Raw genomic sequence first — 20,267 nt, 5'->3', positions numbered from 1 at the left:
GCGGTCTATCTCAACCCTAGGGGAATCGCCAAACCGTCCTTCACTGCGCGCATTGAGCGACCACCGTTTCATCGTGGGGGCTCAGCGAGCAAGAAGGATGGTCTGGCCGCTCCTCATCTTCCCTTCTTGAGGCCGCGCATTCCGCTCCGACTCGCCTCGCGCGACGCTACGCTGCGCGCCGCCGTTTGGCGCGTCCGCTTGCACGCGTTGTGAGGCGTGAGGCTTTCTCCGTCAACCGACCTGTCACGAACTTATGCAGCACACTGGCAATGAGCGTTTGGTACGGCACGCCTTCTTCAGCCGCACGGGCTTGAATATCCATCAGATCGGGTGAGGACAATCTCACATTGACCCTCCGGTCCTTGATGAATGTAGCCCGGGCCGCTTCCTTGAAGCGTTTCAGTTCGGCTGTTGATGGCGCAACGGACGTAAACCGGCCCTTGTCATAATCTTCGGAAATTTGTTCTTCATACGAAGGCTTCGGCTTTTTCATTTCCCACCGCCTTTCAGATAATCACGGGTCGCTTTCCTATTCGGGATAACCGTTTTCAGAAAGTAGGCGTCCGCCTCTTCCACAAACGGGACCAAGTATGCATAGTGCTCGATCGCGACAACAAACATTCGTTGATTCGGATATTTGCCGGGGTTGGCGTGCATAACGATGTCGAGCAATCCGTCGGCTTCAATGGCCAGCACGATTTCCTCAAAGGATATATCCCGCTCAGCCTTCAATTGTGCATTCTTCTCATGGCTCCAACGAAACGGCTTCATGCGCCCAGTCTAGCCGAACGTGTGCCTTTTGTCATCACCGGCTGCGAACGCCAATCATCTCGTCTACCGCCATCCTGATTCCTCTTCCCCCCACACCTTCTTTCCCAGGGAGCTGCCAGACCGTCCTGCACTGCGCGCATTAAGCGACCACCGTTTCACCGTGGAGGCTCGGCGAGCAAGAAGGATGGTCTGACGGCTCCCCCTCTCCCTCCAATCTAGCTCGCCACCTCCTCAGGGATGGGGGCTGAGTGATCTTCCACTGCGCGCGTCCAACGAGGGCCTTCCGAGGCCGCGCGTTGCGCGAGCACAGAAGATCATCAGACTCCATCCCCCGCCCCCCTCTTTTTCTCAGCCTCGGATGGAAGGGTTGGGCATGGAGGCTTTCGACATAGCGCACTATGCCCGCCGATTGGCGAACCAGATGCCGTGGCGCCGTTCTTCTCGTCCTGTGAGGCGCCCGGCCAACAGGACAACGATCATGTCGCGTCTGGATCCATCGCATCATGGCGAAGCCGGAGCTGCCCCCGCTTCGTCAGCCAAGGCGCATCTTCCGCCTGGCGGAGTCCGAAAGGGTCGCTCCTGGAGGCGAGAATGCGATCGCTCTTTACCTGACCCACTCCCCTCTTGCGGGGCTATCCCCGCATCCCATGCTGGACCCGGCTTCCCCGCATCCTTCTATAGTTTGCGCCTTTCGCTGAACCCCTGAATTTTCCTCAACTCTTGACCGCTTTCATCCCGTTCCCCCACCGGCACTCCGGTTGCTCAAGCAACTGACTGTCGGCGCGCGGCGCAGCAGGCCGGAAAGGGGGTGACGCAAGGGTCAGGCCGAATCAGTCGCATGCGCCCATCACGTATCACCTGTCACTTTTCACGTTTTACGAATGAAGGAGGAAGCCATCATGCAGAAAGGTCCATCACAGGTTTCGTCAGGCAATATCACCCCCGCCGTCATGGGGCCCCAGAAGGAGACCAAGGACATCGTCATCCTCTCCGGCCTGGTCCTGCTCCTGGCCGGGCTCTCAGCCGTGGCCTGGATCTACTCCGGAACCAATGAGCCGAAGGCGCTCACCTCGTCCCCGGACAAGGTCGATCCGGCCAGCGTGTCGGACATCTTCAAGAAGGCCAGTCCCTTGAACCAGGCGGAGGCTTCGACCACCAACTCCACGCCGGTCACGGCCCCGGCGGCTCCCCCGGCAGACATTATCCATTCCGACATCTACTTCGAGGTGGGACGCAAAGGCCTCACGGACGAAGCCAAGGCCCAACTCTCGGCCCAGGGCGACTTGCTCAAGCAGCAGCAGGACTATGCGGTGCTGATCCAGGGCTATACCGACCAGCAGGGCTCGGAACGCTACAACAAGCAACTGGGCATGAAGCGGGCTGAGACGGTGAAGGCCGAACTGCTCAAGGCCGGGGTCGCCGAACACCAGATGAAAGTGGTGAGCCTCGGTGAAGAGGGTGTGCTCTGTGTGGACAACAGCGATGTCTGCCGGCACCTGAATCGGCGGGTGCATCTCGAAATCCGCAAGATCGGCCAGGAGCATCTGGTGATCCCGGCGGTCGCCACGACGGCGGTTGATCCGGCTGAACCGACCATCGAGCAGAACGCCTCAGGCCAGGCCGACGGCTCGACCGGCAACGTCCCCCCTTCCTCGTCCGATCCGGCCATCACCACGTTTGACCCGGCATCGGGCAGCTAACGCATTGCCGGGGACAGATTCTGCGCGGGGCGCATGCCCCGCGCAAACTGCCTCCATCCACCACTCTTCCTGACGCAGACGAGGACGCTATGACCAGACAACGCTGCCTTCGCGCGAGCATCGCCATCCTGCTATGGGTCAGCCTGGCTCACCTGCTGCTCACACCGGCATTCGGCAATGAACTGGAGCAGACCAACCAGACCATCTCGTTGAATGATGTGAAAGGCGGCAGGCTGCTCTTCAAGACGGCTCACGCCGGCCGCTTTCTTCCCGCTCCCACGCTTAAGACCGATGTCCGCATCTCCGTGACCGGACTCATCGCCCGCGCCACCATCACGCAGGAGTTTCTGAATCCGACCCTGGAGCAAGACGCCTGGGCTGAAGGCCTCTATGTGTTCCCGCTTCCTGAGACCGCCGCGGTCGATCATCTCCGCATGAAGGTCGGCGAACGGATCATCGAAGGCCAGATCAAGGAAAAGACGGAGGCGAAGAAAGCCTACGAGCAGGCCAAGCATGAGGGTAAACGGGCCAGTCTCATCGAGCAGGAACGCCCGAACATCTTCACCACCTCCGTCGCCAATATCGGCCCGGGGGAGCGCATCACCGTGGAGATCGAGTATCAGGAAACGATCCGCTACGACCAGGGCGCCTTCTCCCTGCGCTTTCCCATGGTGGTGGGCCCGCGCTATATCCCCGGCACGCCGGTTGTGATGGAGGATCAGCCGCCTGGCATCGGCTGGGCGCTGGATACGGATCGTGTGCCGGATGCGTCACGGATTACCCCGCCGGTCCAACATCCGAACGCAGGCCCTATCAACCCCCTCAGCTTGAGCATCGATCTCGCGCCGGGATTCCCCCTTGGCACAATCGAGTCCCCCTCTCACGAAATTCTCACGCTCGCGGATCCGGATGGCCACCGATCCATCACATTGCGCGCGGACACCGTGCCCGCCGACCGGGACTTTGTTCTCACTTGGAGACCGGCAGCAGGCCAGGCTCCGACCATATCTGTTTTTCGTGAACAGCGTGGGGACGACCAGTACGTCTTCCTGATGGCCGTGCCTCCTGCTGGAACGGATCAACCTGCCGCATCCGTTCCTCGCGAGGCCATCTTCGTCATCGACACGTCCGGTTCAATGAGCGGCACCTCCATCGAACAGGCCAAGGCCGCGCTGCTCCTCGCCCTGAATCGGCTGACCGCGCAGGATCGCTTCAACGTGATCCAGTTCAACAGCATCACCCATGTGTTGTTTTCCCAAGCACAGCCGGTTACCCCTCAGACCCTTCGCAAGGCGGTGCATTACGTCGACAACCTCAAAGCCACCGGCGGCACGGAGATTCTGCCCGCGCTGAAGATGGCCTTGAAAGGCAGCGCGCCGGCATCCCACTTGCGCCAGGTGATCTTCCTGACGGACGGGCAGGTCGGCAACGAGGACGAACTGCTTGAAATCATCCGGTCGCAACTGGGGACGAGCCGTCTCTTCACCATCGGCATCGGCTCAGCGCCGAACAGCCACTTCATGCGGAAGGCCTCCGGGTTCGGACGCGGGACCTTCACCCACATCGGCAACACGAGCGAAGTGAAGGCCCGGATGGATGCGATCTTCCACAAGCTGGAGCATCCGGTGCTGACGGATCTCCGCGTTGATGGAATGGACGATCACGTCGAGATGTTTCCTTCGCGCATCCCCGATCTTTATGAGGGCGAGCCGGTCGTGGTTGTGCTGAAGGGCCGGTCTCTTCCTGACACGGTCACCATTCGCGGCATGGTCGGGGCCGCGCCATGGACGACGTCGATCACCCTGAAGAATCGCGAAGCTCGTGAAGGGCTGTCCGTCTACTGGGCGCGGCAGAAGATTGCATCTCTGATGGACTGGCAGCGATACGGGCAGAATGAGGCTGCAACGAGACAAGCAATCCTCGATGTGGCGCTCGCCCATCATCTTGTCAGCAAGTACACCAGCCTGGTCGCTGTGGATGTCACTCCGATCCGGCCACACGACAAGGCGCTGCAGTCCCATGCGATGAAGACGAATCTGCCTGACGGGCAGGACTTTCAGGCCATCTTCGGCTTGCCTCAGACGGCCACGAGCGGACAGCTCCGGATTCTGCTGGGACTTGCCGCACTGCTGGCGGCCTGGCTCATGTGGACCCTGCGGGGCAGAGTCGCATGAACCCGATCCGGCCTACTCCCCGTGCTCTGTTTGCATTTGCTGTACACAGCCTGTCCAAAAAGGCCGTTCAGCAAGGCCACAGCAAGCGAAGAGGCGACGCGTACTCTCTGCCGTACGTGGAGCCTGTTCGCGCTGTGAGAACGCCGCTGGCGGTCTTTTTCAACAGGCTGCTGGTGTGCCTCCTCGCTGTCGGCTTCTGGCAGATCGGGGAAGGATTGTGGATCTATGCGAAGGCCGGGCTCGCGCAGCTCTTGCTGCAGCGGGCCTGGTCCCGCACGCTGGCAGGCGAAACCGGCCTCAAACCCTGGCCCTGGGCCGACACCTGGCCGGTCGCAAGGCTGACCGTTCCCGCTCTTGGCGTCGATCAGATCGTATTGAACGGCGCGTACGGCCGCACCCTGGCCTTCGGACCCGGCTATGTCGAATCGAGCGCACAACCGGGAGAGAACGGCACCACCATCCTCACCGGCCACCGGGATACGCACTTCAGCTTCTTGAAGGATCTTCAGGCGGCAGACCGGCTCATCCTGCAATTCGCCGACGGCACGCACAAGGGCTATCGTGTCCGTGACAGGCGCATCGTCCACGCCACGCGGGACAGCATTCCGTTACGAGACGAGGGACGCCAACTGGCCCTGATGACCTGTTATCCATTCGCCAGCCCGATGTCGGGGACTCAGTGGCGCTATCTCGTGATGGCGGAAGGGGAGTCGGAACCGGTCAACTGAGAGAGGATTGGAAAGACGGAGAACCGGGCACCACTACCGATGCGTCTTCTTCGCCTGCTTCCACTTCCACGGCGGGACGGGATTGGGGTCGGCCCAGAGCCCTTTTCGCTCGGCTTGCACCAGCACCTCGATCTCGCCGAGGCGAGGATCGTTCGAGTCGGCCTTGCGCCACCAGGCCAGGCCTTCCTTCAACAGCTCATGGCCCAGATTGCGCCCGTCGGCCAGTATCACTTCGGCGGTCACCCGGCCCTGCTTGTCGCGGCGGAAGGAGCGAATGTTTACCTCGCGTCCACCCACGTAGGCTGCAGTCACGTGCTTCGCCCGCAACCCGTACGGCTGCTTGAGCTCCGGGCAATCGACATCTTGAAGATAGATCGTGTCTTTCTTGCCGTCGTGGTAGATCAGCAGGCGGTCCCCTTCATGGACGGTCACCACCCTTGCGGGAAATACGGTCGATGCCTCCGCCAGCGAAGACAGCAGGCAGAGGCCGGTCACTAGCGCAACAATGGCTATCCTGATCATGGAGACTATCTTAGCGGGAGTTGTCCGCTTCGCCAAACGATTCGTAAAAATCGGCAACCCGGAGACCCTGCGGACGACTTGAGGCATTCAACGGAAGGAGTCAGGATGGAGCCGGCGACCCGGATTGAACGGAGCAACCTGTCATCGGTTCGGCCCTGAAACCTGCCTCACCGATTCCTACTAAGGGAGCCCAGCCCCCTTGTACGATCCCCACGAAGGGGGCACACCCCCTTCGAATCCCCCCAGGTCGCCCGTTCAATGATCTGAAAAGTGAGGATGGAGCCGACGACCCGGATTGAACGGGCGACCTGCTGTTTACGAAACAGCTGCTCTACCAACTGAGCTACGTCGGCATCCTGAGGCTGATGGAGGGGGACCGGACCTGTTCGAGGCCGATCGACATTCAGGGGGCCATGATAGCGGCCCACGGCGCGGCCTGTCAACGAAGGAACGCAAGGATGTCCGCCACCGCCATTTTATGGTTTCGGAAAGACCCCGAAGGCCGGCACAGTGGGGGATGCGCCGGAACCGGGACTGTCTTGCTTCGCGGGAGACGCAGGCTTGGGATTGTTGCCCTTGGCCATCGGCTGCATCCGGACCATCGCTTCTTGACCGACAGGGGGAACGCACAAGGCCTCCTGTTCATTCCCGAATTGCTCGCGTGCCGCGCGTCCGACTTCTCCGCGAGCATAGGTGCAGAGTTCGCCGGCAACCACCGTTCCATCGCGGTCGAGATCGGCCTGCCCTTGCAACCCCTTGAGGAGCTGATAGGTAAACAGCCCGTGCCGGGCCCGCTCATAGGCGTGCGCCTCCTGGAGTCCCTTGTTCCCGATCATCCACATCGTCCGGGGGCTCTCGTCTGACGCTCCGGCATCCCAGACAGGACTCGCGCTCCCCTTGGGGTCCGTGCCGGGCGACGACTCCAACGACACATCGAACATGAGAATGGCCCGCTGCAACGAGAGCCGCGACAACGATTCCTGAATACGCCTGACCGCATAGAGCCGCCCCGCCGCTGACATGGTCCCGTCGAACGGCATCAGAGACACCGCGCCCGTCACGCCGTCCACCTGCGCGCGGCCGGCGAAAAAGATATAGACGACGCTGTTGGCCTCGACCTGCGCCGGTAGCCACTCCTCGAAGGCCTCCGCCAGGTCCTGTTTCAATGCCTGGCCGTCCCGCAGGACCCGCACCCGATGGTTCCCGACGCCGGTGATCGCCTGGAGATAGGCGGCCATCACCTCCGCATCGCGGCCGGCATACTTGAGCGGCGACACCCGCTCGTCCCGGAAATGGCCCACCCCGATCGCCAGCACGACCGCCTTGGGTTGTTTGAGTGCCGCCACCGGCTTCGGCGGCTGATCCAGGTCCATGAGGGCCTGGGCATCCGCGGCGGCTCCCGGCTTCACCAGCACCACAAATTTCTTCACCGGCGGCACCTGGGCCAGCGGGCTTCCCGCGCGCAGGCTCAACAACACTTCCCCGCGGAGCGGCTCCGTGACGCCGGCGACCGGCTTTGTAATGGTGGTCCGTTTGATTTCTCCCGGCTGCACATTCCCCACTGCAATGGTGGAAGGGAGCTGGGCGATCAACAGTCCGGTTCCGCTGACCAGCACCTCGACTGCCTGGACCTCCGATGGACCGTCGTTTTTGATTTCGATCTCGATCGTCAGCGGTTCGTCTGGCTGGAGAATCTGATCCCGGCTCTCGTCCCGCATGATCGCCCGGAAGGTCAGCGTGGAAGGCACGACATCCGTGGGTACGGAGGGTGTGGGCGAACTCGCCTGAGATGACGGTGCATCACCTTGTGAAGCACTGATGTCCGACGGTCCCTGAGGAGACGGATCCTCGCCCTGCCCCACTGACCCGGCCGGCGGAATAACCGCGGAGCTCCCGACAGGGGCCTCCCCGCTCTGCTTCGCCGCGGCCAACTGACGCACTTCGCGCGACGCCGCAAGCGGCTTGACCACCGCCCCGGCCACGAGTTCCGCCGCTTCCTTGACGATCAGGTCCAGCCCTGCGACCTCACAAGAACCCTCGTGAACCGTGACCTTGCCATGGCCGGTCCGTTCAAGCGTTTTAGAGAACAGGGTCGCGCCGTCCGAGGCGAGATAGGCCAGATCGAGGCCGATGGTGACCGTGGCGGGATAGTTCGCGGCCGCTTGGCGGGGAATGGCGAGGTCGACTCGCTGGCTCACGAGCGCTGTTTCGAGCACTCCATCAGGCTTCGGAGCAGCATCCGTCCTCATCCCCGTGAACACACCGCCGAGCTTCTGTTGAACGGCAGCGGCCAGGGGCCTGCCAATGGCGATCGTCTGCGAGGCACCGCAGGCGTTCCGGTAGGTCCCCACTGCGTCCAGCATGGCAGGATGGAAGCGGAGGGCGGGAGTCAAGGAGTAAGGAGGAGAGACCGGCGCGCTCTGCCCCTGGCTGAACCAGGAGCATCCGGCCAATGATAAGACCATGATCCCGGCCAGCAGACTCCGGAGCCGGGAGCTGACATGCCCGTATCCCGATGATTCTCGAAATAGCTGTTGCACCATGGGGTTATAGCGGAATCACGCAGGCGACCACAACCAATATGGTCATGGCCCGACCTCGGCGTTCCCGATCCTGAATTGTTTTTCACGGGCCGGCTGGGCTAAGGTTCGTCGGATGGACCATCGACCGGCTCCGCCTCAACTTCGCCAGCGGGAGATTCCCTGGTCTGCGCTCTTCCGGCTGATCCGCCTGCGGAACCAGACCGGAACCTGGCTGCTGGTCCTCCCCACACTCTGGTCGTTAGTCCTGGCGGAGCGGGGGCTGCCTTCCCTTCGGCTGCTGCTGATTTTTCTCGCCGGCTCCTTTCTCATGCGCAGCGCCGGCGTCATCGTGAACGATCTCGCAGATCGCTCCTTTGATCGCCTGGTCACGCGCACCAGAACGCGGCCGATCGCCTCAGGCGAAGTCAGTCCGGCCCAAGCAGCGGCGATGCTCCTGGTCCTGCTGCTTGCCGCCGCAGGACTCCTCCTGCTGCTGAACGACCTGACCCGCTGGCTGGCCCCGGTCGCCCTGCTGTTGTCGGCCTTGTACCCGTTCTGCAAACGCTTCCTGCACATTCCTCAAGCGGTCCTGGGCATCGCCTTCGGTTGGGGAGCGGTCATGGCCTGGGCCGCAGCGCGCGGCACGATCGAAGCACCCGCATGGCTGATTTTTTCGGCCACCGTGGCCTGGGCCATCGCCTACGATACGATCTATGCCCTCCAGGACCGCGACGATGACCGGCGCATCGGAGTGAAATCGGCCGCGTTGTTCTTTGGTTCGTCAACGTGGCTGGCGGTTGGCGTGGCCCTGAGCATGATGCTGGTGCTGCTTGGAGCAGCAGGACTGCAGACGGATATCGGCGGGGCGTATTTTCTGGCGCTGTGCGGGGTGGGACTGTTTTTCGCCTCGCAGGTGCGCAGCCTGCGAGGAACGATCAGCCCGTCTCACGCGTTCCGGATGTTTCAGACCCACGTCTGGGCCGGCCTTTCGATCCTGGCCGGCCTCATCGCAGGATTTCTGCTCTGAGCAGCGACTCAGCTCGCCGGTTTCTCGGCGGGCGCTTCTTCCGCCTTCGGAGCGCGCAACGTTCCGAGATAGGTCGTCACAGCTTTCGCATCGGCATCGCTGAGCCCCAGAGCCGGCATCCGGGTCTCCGGCTTCATGGACTGCGGGTTCTTGAGCCAGCGGTAAATCCAGGTGCCGTTCAAGCGGAACCCTGCACGGTCCAGGGCCGGACCGACCTTCCCGCCTTCTTCGCCGATGCTGTGGCAGCCATTGCAGCCGTACTTGTTCTGGTAGAGCCGCTTGCCCAATTCGACCTGCTGCGCGGTCACGTCCGGCGTCATCGTCAAGTCGGGACGCGGGACATTGACGCCCTTGCCGGGACGCGCGGAGAAGTTATTGAGGCCCGCCTGTGCGGCATCGAGTTCCTTCTTGGCCGCCGCCATCGCCGCCTGCTCTTTGGCATACAGCGATTCGTCCACTTCAACTTCTTTCTTGTCGGCTTCCTCGCTGGCTTTCTTTTCCGCCGCCTCAAAGGTCTGCTTGGCTTGATCGAACTTCTCCTGCGCCGCCTTCAGGCTTTCAGTCAGTTCTTTCTTGCGCTCCTCGACCTTAAACTCCAGCTTCATGCCGTGAAGCGTTCTGACATAGCCGACGATGGCCCAAATCTCATCCTCGGAGAGGGTGTACTTGAAGGTCGGCATGGTCGGGACGGCAAAGTCGTCGTCCCCGATCTTATCCCCGCCCGGGCTGGTATCCTTCATGTCACGGGAGATCGTGTTGAAAATATCCTCGTCCTTGAACGTGCCCATTTCCGATTTATTCGAGAGATCCTTGGGCTTCGGATCCGGCATGGAGGACCAGTTGAACCCCTCATTCTGCCGGCCGTTCTCGCCGTGACAATGCATGCAGTAGTGGGCATACAACTCCTGGCCCTTCTTCTGCTGCTCGTTGGCACAACCGCCCGCGGTCATCGCCCAGATTCCAATCAGGCCGGCGACCGTCCCGATGACTTGTAGTCTTGCCGCCTTCATGCTGCCTGCCCTTTCTTCAATTTGCGGATCAGGACAAACTGAAACCCCAGGGCCAACGCAGCAGCGAAGGCCGCATAATAGTACCCTGAATAATCGGGCGGGGCCTCGGCACGGAAATACCACCAGGAGGACACGGCCTTCTGAGAGCCCTTTTCCACGATGTCTCCGGCTCCGTCTTTTCGACCGTCCCACACGGCAAACGAGATATTGATAAAGCCTCCGGGAACAATCTGCGTGTCTTCCTCGGCATGTTCCGTCGAGAGCGGCCTGGAGAACACGACTTTCCAGGTCCCGTTCGCATAGGCCGCCTTGGCCTTCACGTCTTGATGGGGCTGGACTTTCAAGGTCCCGAATCCCTGGGCGTTCATATCCACGCCCTTGCCGTCCTTGTTCTTCCAATACCAGATATTGACCGGACCGCCTTCGACCTGCGCCATGGGCTGCCCATGAGCAAAGTGGGCCTTCTTATCTCCCACCATAAACTGAAGCGCGGCGGCATCATCGGGATCCTGGGTCGGATCGGCATACTCCAGCATGATGGCCACTTGCGTCCCGTCATGTAATGCCCGCACGGACAAATCCTTCACGGTCACTTCCTGAATACGATTCGGCCAATGCACCTGGGGCGACATCGGGAACGTGGCAGGAGTCGCGCTGCTCCACGCGGCCGCATTGGGATCATCGACAGGCAGGGCGCCCTGCACCATCGGCGCGCGAACCGCGACACTCTCCTGCGCCATGCTCAGGGTCGTCCCACCGAGGAGGAGCCCCGTCACAACTGCGATCCCTCCCCGTACGACCCACTGCCTTATCTCATTAGCCGGTTTCATGCTGGCCTCGTTTTCAATGTGCGACTAGACGACAACACGCTGTCCAATCGCATTATTCCCACGTCCGCGGTGATTGATGGGCGCCATCGTATTCGCCGAGAATAATCTTCCAGATCCATTCGTCAGGCAATTCGACTTCCCAGCGGGGCATGGCGGATTTCCAGGGCATCCCCTCAATGGGCAACCCGACGCCGCCCTTCTTGATGCGCCAGAAGAGATAGCTCTCCTGCAACATGGCGATGGTCGTCGGATCGGCGAAGTTAGCCGGTGGAGGATTGAATCCCCTCGCCGCCGGCCCTTTGCCGTCAAAGTTCCCTCCGTGGCAGGGAGAACAGAACGCGGCATAAAATCCTTTGCCCTGCATGATGTTTTCCGGTGTCTTTGCCACGGGGTTCGATAATCCTGTGTACTCTCCTGGAGGAGCCGGATGGATGGTCCGGTTTTCACCCGGGGGCGCATCACTGGTGGCCGTGCTCCCGTAGGTTTGCCAGCCGACCAGCAAGGGGAACATGATCAGGACCGCATAGCGCACGGCTTGCAACCCTCCGATATTCTCGCCGGTCAGGAAGCGCTGAATCGGTCCCCAGAAGGCGTCCTTGGACTCGCCGCTCAGGGTCGCGAAAATCACTATCCCGGTGGTCGTCAGCATGAGATAGAGGAAGATCAGGCTGGAGGGCAGCGGCGCAGACCCAGGGATATTCGGCACAATAAACTTGAGGATGACGTAGACGATCCCGATCAGAATGACCGGCTTGAGCAGCGATCCTCCCATATACTCCTCCTCAGTGCGCTTGCGCGACAGTCACGGTTTCAGCTTGTGCCGCCTTCACGGGAGCCGCCGGGGCCGCCCCTGGCATCTCCAACTCCGACGGATTCACCGAGATCGGTTCACCGCTCATCTGCTGCAGGAACGCGATCACGGAGAGAATTTCGTTCTTCGAGAGCCCGATGGGATTCTTGTTAATGTAGGGCATCCTGGCCGGATATTCCTTCGGCGGACCCTCATGACGATAATCGAGATAGATGTAGGCCTGGGGCTGGGTCAGGCTTTCGAAGATGAAATCGCGGCTGAGCTTGGCGCCGATTCCCTTCAGGTCCGGGCAGCGGGCGGACTCGCTGGGACCGATGGTATGACAGAGCGCGCACTGGCCTTTGCTGAAGAAAATCTTCTGCCCGATCGACGCCATGTCAGCGGGAGTTTTGATGCTGGCGATATCAATGCTCTCCTCGGCCGGCGGCAGCGACGCCATCTGCGGAACGGCCAGGGCCACCAGCGAAAACAGGCCAAGGACGATGGCGACAAATCCGATGACCCGCAGGAACTGCGAGCGGATAAAGAGCAGGATGACGATGCCGCTCCCGATGACCGAGAGACCGATTAACTGCAATTTAACGACTTCACTCATAGGACTCCTCTGAGCAAGAAGATCGCGTTAGCTCTGCTTGTCCAATGTCGGTGAACCGCCGGCCATGGCTGGCAATGCCCCATGGCCCAGGTCGCCCTTCTCCTGGCCGCCCTTGGGCCCCTTGGCCTTATCACCCATCGTGGCGACCCAGAAGATGAAGGCGACGATCATGCAGAAGAAAAATGTGTTCGCCGCCATCAACGCGGCCGCATATCCGAGGGCGGGAGAAAAAGCGTACTGGGATGAATCCCGCATGACCCCGTACACGTGCCAGTGCACGCGCGAGGAGGAGCGCGCATAGCCCATCAACGTCATCAACAGGATGACCATGATGGCGTTCAGCACGAGCGAGTAGCCGGCGCGCGGCGGCATCTTGCCCCACACCATTTCCGTGGTGGTTTTGGCACTCTTGAGCAAGAGGGCCGTCAGCGGGGTGATGGTCAGCATGACGAAGATGACGATGAGCACTTGAGAGGTCGAGAAATAGTTGATGCGGACGATGGCGGGGACGAAATACCCCCACACGCCCAGCACCATGACGACCAGGCCGGCAATGACCAGCACTCCGCCCATCACCGCCTTCGCCAGCTTCGCCCAGGTTGCGGTGTCTTCCTTCCCGGCGCGCCAGTACATGATAAAGCTCATGAAGGTAACCAGGATCATCAGGTTCGACACCGTCATCTTGGCCGACATGACCCCGAAGACTCCCAGGAGCGGATGGTGCGTTCCACCCATCTTTCTGGCCTCTTCAAGACTCGCGACCAGCGAGTGCGGCGTCATCCAGACTCCAAGACAGAGGAGGAGGATGATCAACATGGCCAGCATCGGGCGGCGATACTTCAGTTCAGATCCGGGAATTCGATGGGTAATACCCAGCCAGAAATAGTAGTTCGAACCGAGGAACAGGACCCCGATCAGCATGGCTTGAAGAATAAAGAGCCACGAGAGGAATCCGCCCATCAAGGTGATGCCCATCTGCTGGTTATACTGGTAGATCTCGCGCATCAACCAATAGCCGGCAAACGGCAGAGGAAGGAGACCGAACACGCCGATGAAGTTGCCGACGTAGCCCATCCAATCATAATGCTCGCGCTCTTCAGGGCCCTTGGCGGACAAATAACGGATGCCGGCATAGGCGCCGCAAATATATCCGCCGAGCACGACGTTGGCGATCAGCCGGTGAATATTCACCGGCCACCAGGTCGGATTCCATGTGGCCGCCCAGGCTCTGGCCATATCAGACCCTTCGGCAATGACGACGGGACTGGCCTGGAAGGTGGCCCAGGAGTTCGGGATAATCATGATGAAGAACGCGAAGACATTGAGCATGAAGCCCAGGAAGATGTGAAAGACTTTGCTCCGTCCCTCGGACATCGCATCCCACCCGTACCAATACATATAGAGGGTGGCCGTCTCGAGCAGGAAGAGCGCGCAATAGACCATGAAAGAGGGAAAGAAGATATCGCTGAGATAGGCCATCAGCTTGGGATAGGCCCCGATCAGGATAAATAAAAGGATCCCGCCGAAAAGCGCCGTCGTGGAATAGGCGGAGCTGAGGAGCTTCGTGAATTCCTTGGCCAGCTTGTCATAGCGCTTCTCTCCGCTCTTCCATCCGACGACTTCGCAGAGCCAGGCGAAAATTGGCACACCCAGCACAAAGCCGGCAAGCAAGAGATGCAATTGCGCGATGATCCAGACGAGATTCCGGCTTCCGATCCCGGGAACGTCCCGATAGGCGACTGCCGCTGATCCCCCGCCGGCGTCGGCCGCCAGGCTGAGGTCCGGCAGACTGAGCAGCCCGCAAGTCGCGCCGATCGCGGCAAGCGCGGCCGGCGACTCGGCCACGGATCGAACAAGCCGTTGAACTATTCCACGCTGGTGTATCATGGCCCTCACCTCTTCGTCGCCCAGTCTTAGTGTGTCACTGAAGCCGGCGCCGAATTTTTAGCATCGGCAGGCTTGGCCTTTACGGCCTTTCCCTTATCCTTGTCTTTTTCCTTCTCTGCTGCCTCTTCTTCCGCCTTGAGCTTCTCAAGCGACTCAACCTGGGCAGCCAGGATCCCGATCGCCTTTTCATTCTTATTCAGCGAATCGACCGGCTTGTACGGAGCCTGCGCCTTAACTTCCGGCTTTTTACAGCACTCGTGGGGATGTGGCGTACTGACCGGCAGCGCCGACCAGAAGAGCATCGAGAGCACCACGCCCACCAGCGTGATGGCCGTCAGCATCAATCCCTGATCCGCCGGCACCCGCATCAAATCCCAACGGGTGATGATCCCCTGGTAGCTTTCTCCGGCTGGTTGCGCGGTTTTGGCGGCACTCCGGATCACACGTCCGACCAGCGAGACCCCGATGAGGAGCATGACGAGCAGGACTCCCAAGGACACGCTTCCCCAGAGAGTCAACTCGATCCCGATCTTTTCTGCGACGGGAACGGCCTTCAGCATTTCGGTCTCAAAGAGCGCGTGCGACAGACTGATCGACGTCTCGGTCACAAACCCGACAACGAGCCAGAGAATCGGCATATAGACTGCGCCGACCAGCGCACTCTTGATCCAGAGAGAAAGACCAAGCCCATCGGGCGGCTCAAGCCGCAACTTTTCAAGAAAGACCGTCCTGGACACGACTCCCATTGCCCAAATATCAATGGGGATACAGAGCAGGAACAGCAGAGCAATTCCGACCCCTTCTCCAAGGTGCGGCTCGAACGCCATGCTGAGGATCGGCATCGCGAAGACGGTCACCGGACTGGCGAGATACATGAGCATGGCCAGACCGATCCGCCCCTCGAAGTGCATCATGCCCAGGGCTAGAAAGAGAAGGGCAAACGCCAGTTTGAGAGGGAACCCGGTCCAGAACGCGGACCAGAGAACATTCAATCCCAGCTTCAATGGAGACGATGATTCTCGATCGGTCATAGTGTAACCAGAGGCGCGGAGCTTTCGCCTCGCTCGTTTAATCCAGAAATTCTCGGTTGATAATAGCTGCCACAGTGAACAGCAGAATCATCGCCATGACCACGATCCACCCGATCAGGGCGATGGGACGCTTGAAAATATTCCGTTCGGGGTCGCGGTCGATAAAGGGCAACGCGGCCAGGAGCGCCATGAATGCGCCTGGCAGCGCCATTGCGCCCACGAACTGGCCGAACTCACCGCCGAACATCTTGAGACGCAGCAATTGAAAGAGGAACAGGAAATACCACTCCGGCTCAGGGTGATAATCGCCGGGGTCTGGGGTGGCCTCCTCCAGAAGGACAACCGGCTCCCAGAAGGCCAGGGCGCAAATGGTGAGGAACACGGTCACCATGCCCACGATGTCTTTCCAAATTTGCCGCGGGAAAAAGTAGTCGGTTTTCGCCTTGATTTCCTCCGGCGTCCCCCGGAACGGACCGGCCGGGCCCGCGGCTCTGAACAGGAAAATGTGGAGTCCTGCGAGCCCCATCAGAGCCGCAGGGAGAATCATGACGTGAATCACGAAGAAACGGCTCAAGGTCATCTGGCCCGGCGTGGCGCCCCCCTTGAGGAATCGCGCCATGAAGTCCCCGATGACCGGCGTCTTGTCCATGATTTCGACACCGACGGTTGTCGCCCAATAAGCCCGCTGGTCCCACGGCAGCAGATACCCGGTAAACCCGAAGCCCATGACCAGGCCGAAGAGAGCCAGACCAACAAGCCAGATCAACTCGCGAGGGCTCTTGTATGCCCCCCAGAGAAAGACCTGGGACATGTGCGCGAACACGCACACGACCATCGCCGTCGATCCCCAGAAATGGTAACTCAGCAGGAACCACCCGTAATCGACCTCATGGATGATGTACTGGGTGCTGGCAAAGGCGTGGTCGGCGGTCGGCACATAATAGAACATCAACAAAATGCCGGTGACGGCCTGCATAATGAAGATGAACAGAAGAATCGAGCCGAACACATAGGCCCATCGGGATCCCCCGGGGACCGGCTCATTGAGCATCTTCGCCTGGATGGTCTTAAGACCAACCCGCTCATCGACAAACGCGATGACCTTTTCAAGTGCGGTGAGCCCTGTCGCTGAAGGCGGTGTCTGTTCCATCATGCTCAGATGATCCGAATTTGAGTTTTAGTGCCGGCCTTGAATTCCATGTCGATGATTTCCACCTCTCCCGTGGCCGACACCCTGATCGGCAGGGAGTCGAGCGGCCTGGGAGCCGGCCCATCGAGCACTTTCCCGGAAGCGTCGTAGATGCTCAAATGGCAGGGGCAGAGGAACACCTGGCCGAGAACCTTATGTTGACGCCACTTATACCCACAGCCTAAGTGAGGGCACTTCCCCGAAAACGCGACGTAGGGCATGTCCTTCTTGTTCGTCCAGACCGCCTTGCCGGAGGCGTCCTTAAACTCCAGGTCCTTGCCCTGATAGACCTTGTCCAGGACCGCCGGTGTGGCCTTAAGAATCCACACGTTCTTCTCGATTTCAGACTCCGGCATGTAGGCTTCCTTGACCTTGCGCTTATACTTGAACTGGAAGCCGATATCGTCCTGCTTGATCTTGCTGACATTGCCGACCTTCAGCCATCCATTGTCGAAGGGGGAATACATCGGCTTCATCAGATAGCGCAGGACGGGGAACGCGATCGGAAGACCGATCAGGAACCCGATGACATGGGTAAAATTCATGAAGAAGGTGCGACGCTTGACGCTCTTCTCCAACTCCGGGAACGGGACGAGCACCTCTCCGGGAGTCACGTGCACTTTCTCTTCGAGATGCGCGATTTCGACTTCGTGCGTGGTGACGTATTCATCGCGCTTGAACGGCGGCAGGTCCAGAATGTCGCCAGCCGCAGCGCGAAGCTCGACGAGCCCGTCGGTGACCGACTGCACAAAGGTCATCGCCACCTGACGCTCTCCGCTGCCGTTCATCGAGACCACGATATGGCTGATCTCGTGCGAGAGCGGATCGACGATGACTCGCGTCACTTCTCCGATTTCACGGTCCGTTGCACGGACCTTGGATTTCAGCTTCGGCTGCATCATTACTTCATCTTGATGGGTTTAGGTGTGTTCACGGACGTGTTCTTGAACGTTGCAAGCCACGCCGCCAGCGCCTGCACATCCTTCGGCTCCATGAGATCCTTGTACTTGTCAGGCATCTTGCCCTTTTCGTACTCGGCATCGAAGCCTTCGGCCTTATAAGACTTGGGATCAAGAATCTTTCTCGCGATTTCGTCCTGCGGCAGCAAGGTGCCGATGTTATCGAGCTCAGGACCGCGCTTCTTGCCGCCCTCGCCCTTGAGCTTGTGGCAGTTGTAGCACTCCTGCAGCTGCCATTGCTCTTCCCCGAGCTTCAAGAAATCCCCGCCAGCAGCTCCCGTCGTGGCAGGAGGCGCCCCGGGCCCACCGGCGTCCTGACCGGCCGGAGCTTGAGCCGCGCCGAGCGCTTTAATGCGCTCGGTCAACTCCTTCGCCTTCTGATCAAGCTCTTTTGCCCTGGCAATCACTTCCTCGGCCTTCCAGGGATCCAGAAGATTCGGCTTCCCCTTCAGAAGCTTGGCGATTTTCCCCTTCTCGTCTTCCGGATCATATTGCGGCCAGAGCGAGGCGCCGGAGATATAGACCGTACAGAGAATGGCGTAGAACACGAGAAGGGAGACGAGCGCCTTGCCGCCGCTCATGACCTTCATCGTCGGCGCATCCAGGATCAAGAACACAACAGTGCCGAGAGCGGCATATCCGAAGAACAGCCATCGGAACACGGGTGGAAAATCAAACGCCATCGTCGCCACCCACAGCCCGGCGCCGATCACTAATCCGACGATAATCTTGACGATTGCCTTGCCCATAGTGCTCCTCGTACTAGATCCCTATGAATGCAGCAGGAATAATTGAAGCCCTACTTTGCCCCCGCCGGAACAGGCTCGCCCTCGTGCGCATGATCTTTCGGATGGGAGGCGCGCAACGTGACGACGATCGCAAAACTGACGACCGCATAGAACACGACGGTGATTCCCGTGATCCACCAGGCCGAATAGGCCAGCGTCGGAGTAAAGGATTCCGCCGTGAAGTCCGGCAGCAGGTTATACGTATGGAAGTACTTCCGGAGGAGCGAGCGAACCGCCCCCATCAGACCCATGGTCCAGATCGCGCTGAAGGCCAGGAAGATCAACACAAACTGGGAGGCGTAATCGATCTTCCCCCAGACGATGGTGCCTTGCGTGACCGCACGGTTGTAGATGATGTAGTTCACGACCGTCACAAACACCAGCGTAAAGGCGGCGGAATTTTTCGCCGGCATCAGGGCCAGGAAGTTCCAGTCGGACGGGAGTTCGAGCTCGGCGACCAGCTTCGCGCCGGTCGGAACAAATCCATGCGGCGTCATCCAGATCGCATTCCCCACGACGACCATCAAGAAACCGATCTTGATGACGGTCCTGGAAGAAACAGTGATCGGAATGAAACGACCGAGAACCGCCGGCGCCAGCAGCATCGGCAAAAGGAACATGAGCGACTTGGGATCGGGCGCCGGATAATCGGTGAGCACCTTGGTCATGACGATCGGCAGGGCCACCATCACGATCGGCGCAAGGATGGTCATACGAACCTTTTCGACCCCCTCGATCCGCTTCATGCTCAGCCAGATGTAATAATTACTGGCCAGGAAGATCAGCCCGATCATCGCGCCCTGCATTTCGAAGAACATCGAAAGCTGGTCGGCCATCATGTAGGGGCAGATCGACGCATCGTAGTCGCAGAGTTCGTAGGCCAGCAGATAACCCATGAACGGGAGGAAGAGCAGGGCGCCGACCCCGATCATGTTTCCGACAAACCCCATCCAATCATAATAGGAGCGCTCTTCGTCCTTGGTGGCCCCCATATACATGTACGCCGCGATCAACCCAGCCACGAATCCGCCGAAGGTTACATTTCCAACCAGCCGGTGCAGGTTGAGCGGCATCCAGCTGTAATTGAACATCTTGTCCCAGATCGTAGCCGTCGCCAGGAATTCAGCAGGCGACACACCCTCGGCCTTGACTGGGGTATTCATGAACGACGTCGGACCGTCGATGACAAACAAGGTGATCGAACCGATCAAGTTCAATAGCACGCCCAAGGCAATATGGCGGGCCTTCTTATTACCCTTCCAGGCATCCCACGTATAGAAATACATGTAGAGGACGATGGTTTCGCCGATGAACAGCAAGGGGTAGATGACGGCGAAGACCATGAAGAAGTGATTGATCAGCCAGGTCGTAAACTGTGGATAGGTGGCCAGCAGCACGAAAATGAAAAGGCCGCCGGTCAGCGCCGTCATGCTGTACAGGATGACGGTGACCTTGGTCACTTCCTTTGCCAGCCGATCATAGCGAGGGTCCTGCTTGCGATACCCCAGCCACTCCGAGATCACGACAAAGATCGGGGCCCCGAGAATGAAACCCGCAAAAAGGATATGGAGCTGAGCGACGATCCAGACTGCCGTCCGATTCCCCGTGTAGGGAAATTCAACCGAAGGCGTACCCGGTGCCTGCGCATAGGCCGCCCCGCCGAACAGCGCCAGAAGCGCAAAGAGAACCATGAGACTGCGCTGCCATGTTTTCATGATGCCTC

Annotated in this window: 18 protein-coding genes and 1 tRNA gene; 4 read left to right on the top strand and 15 right to left on the bottom strand. The window is 60.0% G+C overall.

The features are described 5' to 3' along the window. Window positions 1-166: 166 nt before the first annotated feature. Entirely contained in the window at window positions 167-493 is a 327-nt protein-coding gene (locus ACO9S2_RS10950; RefSeq protein ID WP_423722137.1) for a hypothetical protein, read from the bottom strand. Then, the gene (locus ACO9S2_RS10945) at window positions 490-771 is read right to left on the bottom strand and encodes a toxin (protein ID WP_423722136.1); all 282 of its coding nucleotides are present in this window, start codon (window positions 769-771) and stop codon (window positions 490-492) included. Before ACO9S2_RS10945 ends, ACO9S2_RS10950 begins: the two co-directional genes overlap by 4 nt. Window positions 772-1,670: 899 nt before the next feature. On the opposite strand from ACO9S2_RS10945, the gene ACO9S2_RS10940 reads away from it, so the two are divergent. The 3 genes from ACO9S2_RS10940 (at window position 1,671) to ACO9S2_RS10930 (ending at window position 5,373) form a co-directional block, all read left to right on the top strand. After that, the gene (locus ACO9S2_RS10940) at window positions 1,671-2,471 is read left to right on the top strand and encodes an OmpA family protein (protein WP_423722133.1); all 801 of its coding nucleotides are present in this window, start codon (window positions 1,671-1,673) and stop codon (window positions 2,469-2,471) included. An 89-nt stretch (window positions 2,472-2,560) separates the two neighbouring features. After that, window positions 2,561-4,645, top strand: coding sequence for a marine proteobacterial sortase target protein (locus tag ACO9S2_RS10935; RefSeq protein WP_423722131.1), 2,085 nt, complete (start codon window positions 2,561-2,563; stop codon window positions 4,643-4,645). Between the two features lie 134 nt (window positions 4,646-4,779). After that, window positions 4,780-5,373 (top strand): class GN sortase, encoded by a 594-nt coding sequence (locus tag ACO9S2_RS10930; protein WP_423722130.1) that lies wholly within the window; start codon window positions 4,780-4,782, stop codon window positions 5,371-5,373. A gap of 33 nt (window positions 5,374-5,406) precedes the next feature. On the opposite strand, the gene ACO9S2_RS10925 is transcribed toward ACO9S2_RS10930, so the two are convergent. The 3 genes from ACO9S2_RS10925 to ACO9S2_RS10915 all read right to left on the bottom strand — a co-directional run bounded on the left by ACO9S2_RS10925 (window position 5,407) and on the right by ACO9S2_RS10915 (window position 8,438). Continuing rightward, window positions 5,407-5,895 carry a thermonuclease family protein gene (locus ACO9S2_RS10925; RefSeq protein WP_423722128.1) on the bottom strand — a complete coding sequence of 163 codons (489 nt, stop codon included), beginning with the start codon at window positions 5,893-5,895 and terminating at the stop codon, window positions 5,407-5,409. A gap of 277 nt (window positions 5,896-6,172) precedes the next feature. Next, window positions 6,173-6,248, bottom strand: a tRNA-Thr gene (locus ACO9S2_RS10920). 123 nt (window positions 6,249-6,371) lie between these two features. Beyond that, complete coding sequence (locus ACO9S2_RS10915; protein WP_423722126.1) at window positions 6,372-8,438, bottom strand: hypothetical protein; 2,067 nt, start codon at window positions 8,436-8,438, stop codon at window positions 6,372-6,374. A 112-nt stretch (window positions 8,439-8,550) separates the two neighbouring features. On the opposite strand from ACO9S2_RS10915, the gene ubiA reads away from it, so the two are divergent. Beyond that, a complete protein-coding gene (gene ubiA, locus ACO9S2_RS10910; RefSeq protein WP_423722124.1) occupies window positions 8,551-9,444 on the top strand; it encodes a 4-hydroxybenzoate octaprenyltransferase in 894 nt (297 codons plus the stop codon). Between the two features lie 8 nt (window positions 9,445-9,452). Here ubiA and ACO9S2_RS10905 read toward each other — a convergent pair whose 3' ends face one another. The 10 genes from ACO9S2_RS10905 to ACO9S2_RS10860 are packed head-to-tail and all read right to left on the bottom strand — an operon-like array spanning window position 9,453 to window position 20,259. After that, a complete protein-coding gene (locus tag ACO9S2_RS10905) occupies window positions 9,453-10,454 on the bottom strand; it encodes a c-type cytochrome (protein ID WP_423722122.1) in 1,002 nt (333 codons plus the stop codon). Further along, entirely contained in the window at window positions 10,451-11,284 is an 834-nt protein-coding gene (locus ACO9S2_RS10900; protein WP_423722121.1) for an ethylbenzene dehydrogenase-related protein, read from the bottom strand. The genes ACO9S2_RS10905 and ACO9S2_RS10900 overlap by 4 nt, the downstream gene beginning before the upstream one ends. Before the next feature lie 52 nt (window positions 11,285-11,336). Further along, a complete protein-coding gene (locus ACO9S2_RS10895; RefSeq protein WP_423722118.1) occupies window positions 11,337-12,056 on the bottom strand; it encodes a c-type cytochrome in 720 nt (239 codons plus the stop codon). Window positions 12,057-12,066: 10 nt separating this feature from the next. Next, on the bottom strand, window positions 12,067-12,690 hold the full coding sequence (locus ACO9S2_RS10890; RefSeq protein WP_423722116.1) for a c-type cytochrome: 624 nt from the start codon (window positions 12,688-12,690) through the stop codon (window positions 12,067-12,069). A gap of 27 nt (window positions 12,691-12,717) precedes the next feature. Beyond that, entirely contained in the window at window positions 12,718-14,577 is a 1,860-nt protein-coding gene (locus ACO9S2_RS10885; protein ID WP_423722114.1) for a cytochrome ubiquinol oxidase subunit I, read from the bottom strand. Window positions 14,578-14,603: 26 nt separating this feature from the next. Beyond that, the gene (locus ACO9S2_RS10880) at window positions 14,604-15,608 is read right to left on the bottom strand and encodes a hypothetical protein (RefSeq protein WP_423722112.1); all 1,005 of its coding nucleotides are present in this window, start codon (window positions 15,606-15,608) and stop codon (window positions 14,604-14,606) included. A gap of 37 nt (window positions 15,609-15,645) precedes the next feature. After that, a complete protein-coding gene (locus ACO9S2_RS10875) occupies window positions 15,646-16,761 on the bottom strand; it encodes a cytochrome b (RefSeq protein WP_423722111.1) in 1,116 nt (371 codons plus the stop codon). A 2-nt stretch (window positions 16,762-16,763) separates the two neighbouring features. Beyond that, a complete protein-coding gene (locus tag ACO9S2_RS10870; RefSeq protein ID WP_423722109.1) occupies window positions 16,764-17,699 on the bottom strand; it encodes a ubiquinol-cytochrome c reductase iron-sulfur subunit in 936 nt (311 codons plus the stop codon). After that, the gene (locus tag ACO9S2_RS10865) at window positions 17,699-18,505 is read right to left on the bottom strand and encodes a c-type cytochrome (RefSeq protein ID WP_423722108.1); all 807 of its coding nucleotides are present in this window, start codon (window positions 18,503-18,505) and stop codon (window positions 17,699-17,701) included. The genes ACO9S2_RS10870 and ACO9S2_RS10865 overlap by 1 nt, the downstream gene beginning before the upstream one ends. A 50-nt stretch (window positions 18,506-18,555) precedes the next feature. Then, window positions 18,556-20,259 carry a cytochrome ubiquinol oxidase subunit I gene (locus ACO9S2_RS10860; RefSeq protein WP_423722106.1) on the bottom strand — a complete coding sequence of 568 codons (1,704 nt, stop codon included), beginning with the start codon at window positions 20,257-20,259 and terminating at the stop codon, window positions 18,556-18,558. Window positions 20,260-20,267: the final 8 nt, after the last annotated feature.

The organism is Nitrospira sp. NS4 (genome assembly GCF_049546785.1).
Taxonomy (GTDB): Bacteria; Nitrospirota; Nitrospiria; order Nitrospirales; family Nitrospiraceae; genus Nitrospira_D.
Note: the sequence above shows the minus strand (reverse complement) of the source record. Positions and strands in the feature narration are given on the sequence as shown.

Excerpts from the sequence above, each read along its gene's own strand:
- ACO9S2_RS10870 (WP_423722109.1), bottom strand. The coding sequence starts at position 17,699 with ATGATGCAGCCGAAGCTGAAATCCAAGGTCCGTGCAACGGACCGTGAA.
- ACO9S2_RS10860 (WP_423722106.1), bottom strand. The coding sequence starts at position 20,259 with ATGAAAACATGGCAGCGCAGTCTCATGGTTCTCTTTGCGCTTCTGGCG.
- ACO9S2_RS10945 (WP_423722136.1), bottom strand. The coding sequence starts at position 771 with ATGAAGCCGTTTCGTTGGAGCCATGAGAAGAATGCACAATTGAAGGCT.
- ACO9S2_RS10935 (WP_423722131.1), top strand. The coding sequence starts at position 2,561 with ATGACCAGACAACGCTGCCTTCGCGCGAGCATCGCCATCCTGCTATGG.
- ACO9S2_RS10880 (WP_423722112.1), bottom strand. The coding sequence starts at position 15,608 with ATGACCGATCGAGAATCATCGTCTCCATTGAAGCTGGGATTGAATGTT.
- ACO9S2_RS10915 (WP_423722126.1), bottom strand. The coding sequence starts at position 8,438 with ATGGTGCAACAGCTATTTCGAGAATCATCGGGATACGGGCATGTCAGC.
- ACO9S2_RS10885 (WP_423722114.1), bottom strand. The coding sequence starts at position 14,577 with ATGATACACCAGCGTGGAATAGTTCAACGGCTTGTTCGATCCGTGGCC.
- ACO9S2_RS10890 (WP_423722116.1), bottom strand. The coding sequence starts at position 12,690 with ATGAGTGAAGTCGTTAAATTGCAGTTAATCGGTCTCTCGGTCATCGGG.
- ACO9S2_RS10950 (WP_423722137.1), bottom strand. The coding sequence starts at position 493 with ATGAAAAAGCCGAAGCCTTCGTATGAAGAACAAATTTCCGAAGATTAT.
- ACO9S2_RS10925 (WP_423722128.1), bottom strand. The coding sequence starts at position 5,895 with ATGATCAGGATAGCCATTGTTGCGCTAGTGACCGGCCTCTGCCTGCTG.
- ACO9S2_RS10905 (WP_423722122.1), bottom strand. The coding sequence starts at position 10,454 with ATGAAGGCGGCAAGACTACAAGTCATCGGGACGGTCGCCGGCCTGATT.
- ACO9S2_RS10895 (WP_423722118.1), bottom strand. The coding sequence starts at position 12,056 with ATGGGAGGATCGCTGCTCAAGCCGGTCATTCTGATCGGGATCGTCTAC.
- ACO9S2_RS10865 (WP_423722108.1), bottom strand. The coding sequence starts at position 18,505 with ATGGGCAAGGCAATCGTCAAGATTATCGTCGGATTAGTGATCGGCGCC.
- ACO9S2_RS10875 (WP_423722111.1), bottom strand. The coding sequence starts at position 16,761 with ATGATGGAACAGACACCGCCTTCAGCGACAGGGCTCACCGCACTTGAA.
- ACO9S2_RS10900 (WP_423722121.1), bottom strand. The coding sequence starts at position 11,284 with ATGAAACCGGCTAATGAGATAAGGCAGTGGGTCGTACGGGGAGGGATC.
- ubiA (WP_423722124.1), top strand. The coding sequence starts at position 8,551 with ATGGACCATCGACCGGCTCCGCCTCAACTTCGCCAGCGGGAGATTCCC.
- ACO9S2_RS10940 (WP_423722133.1), top strand. The coding sequence starts at position 1,671 with ATGCAGAAAGGTCCATCACAGGTTTCGTCAGGCAATATCACCCCCGCC.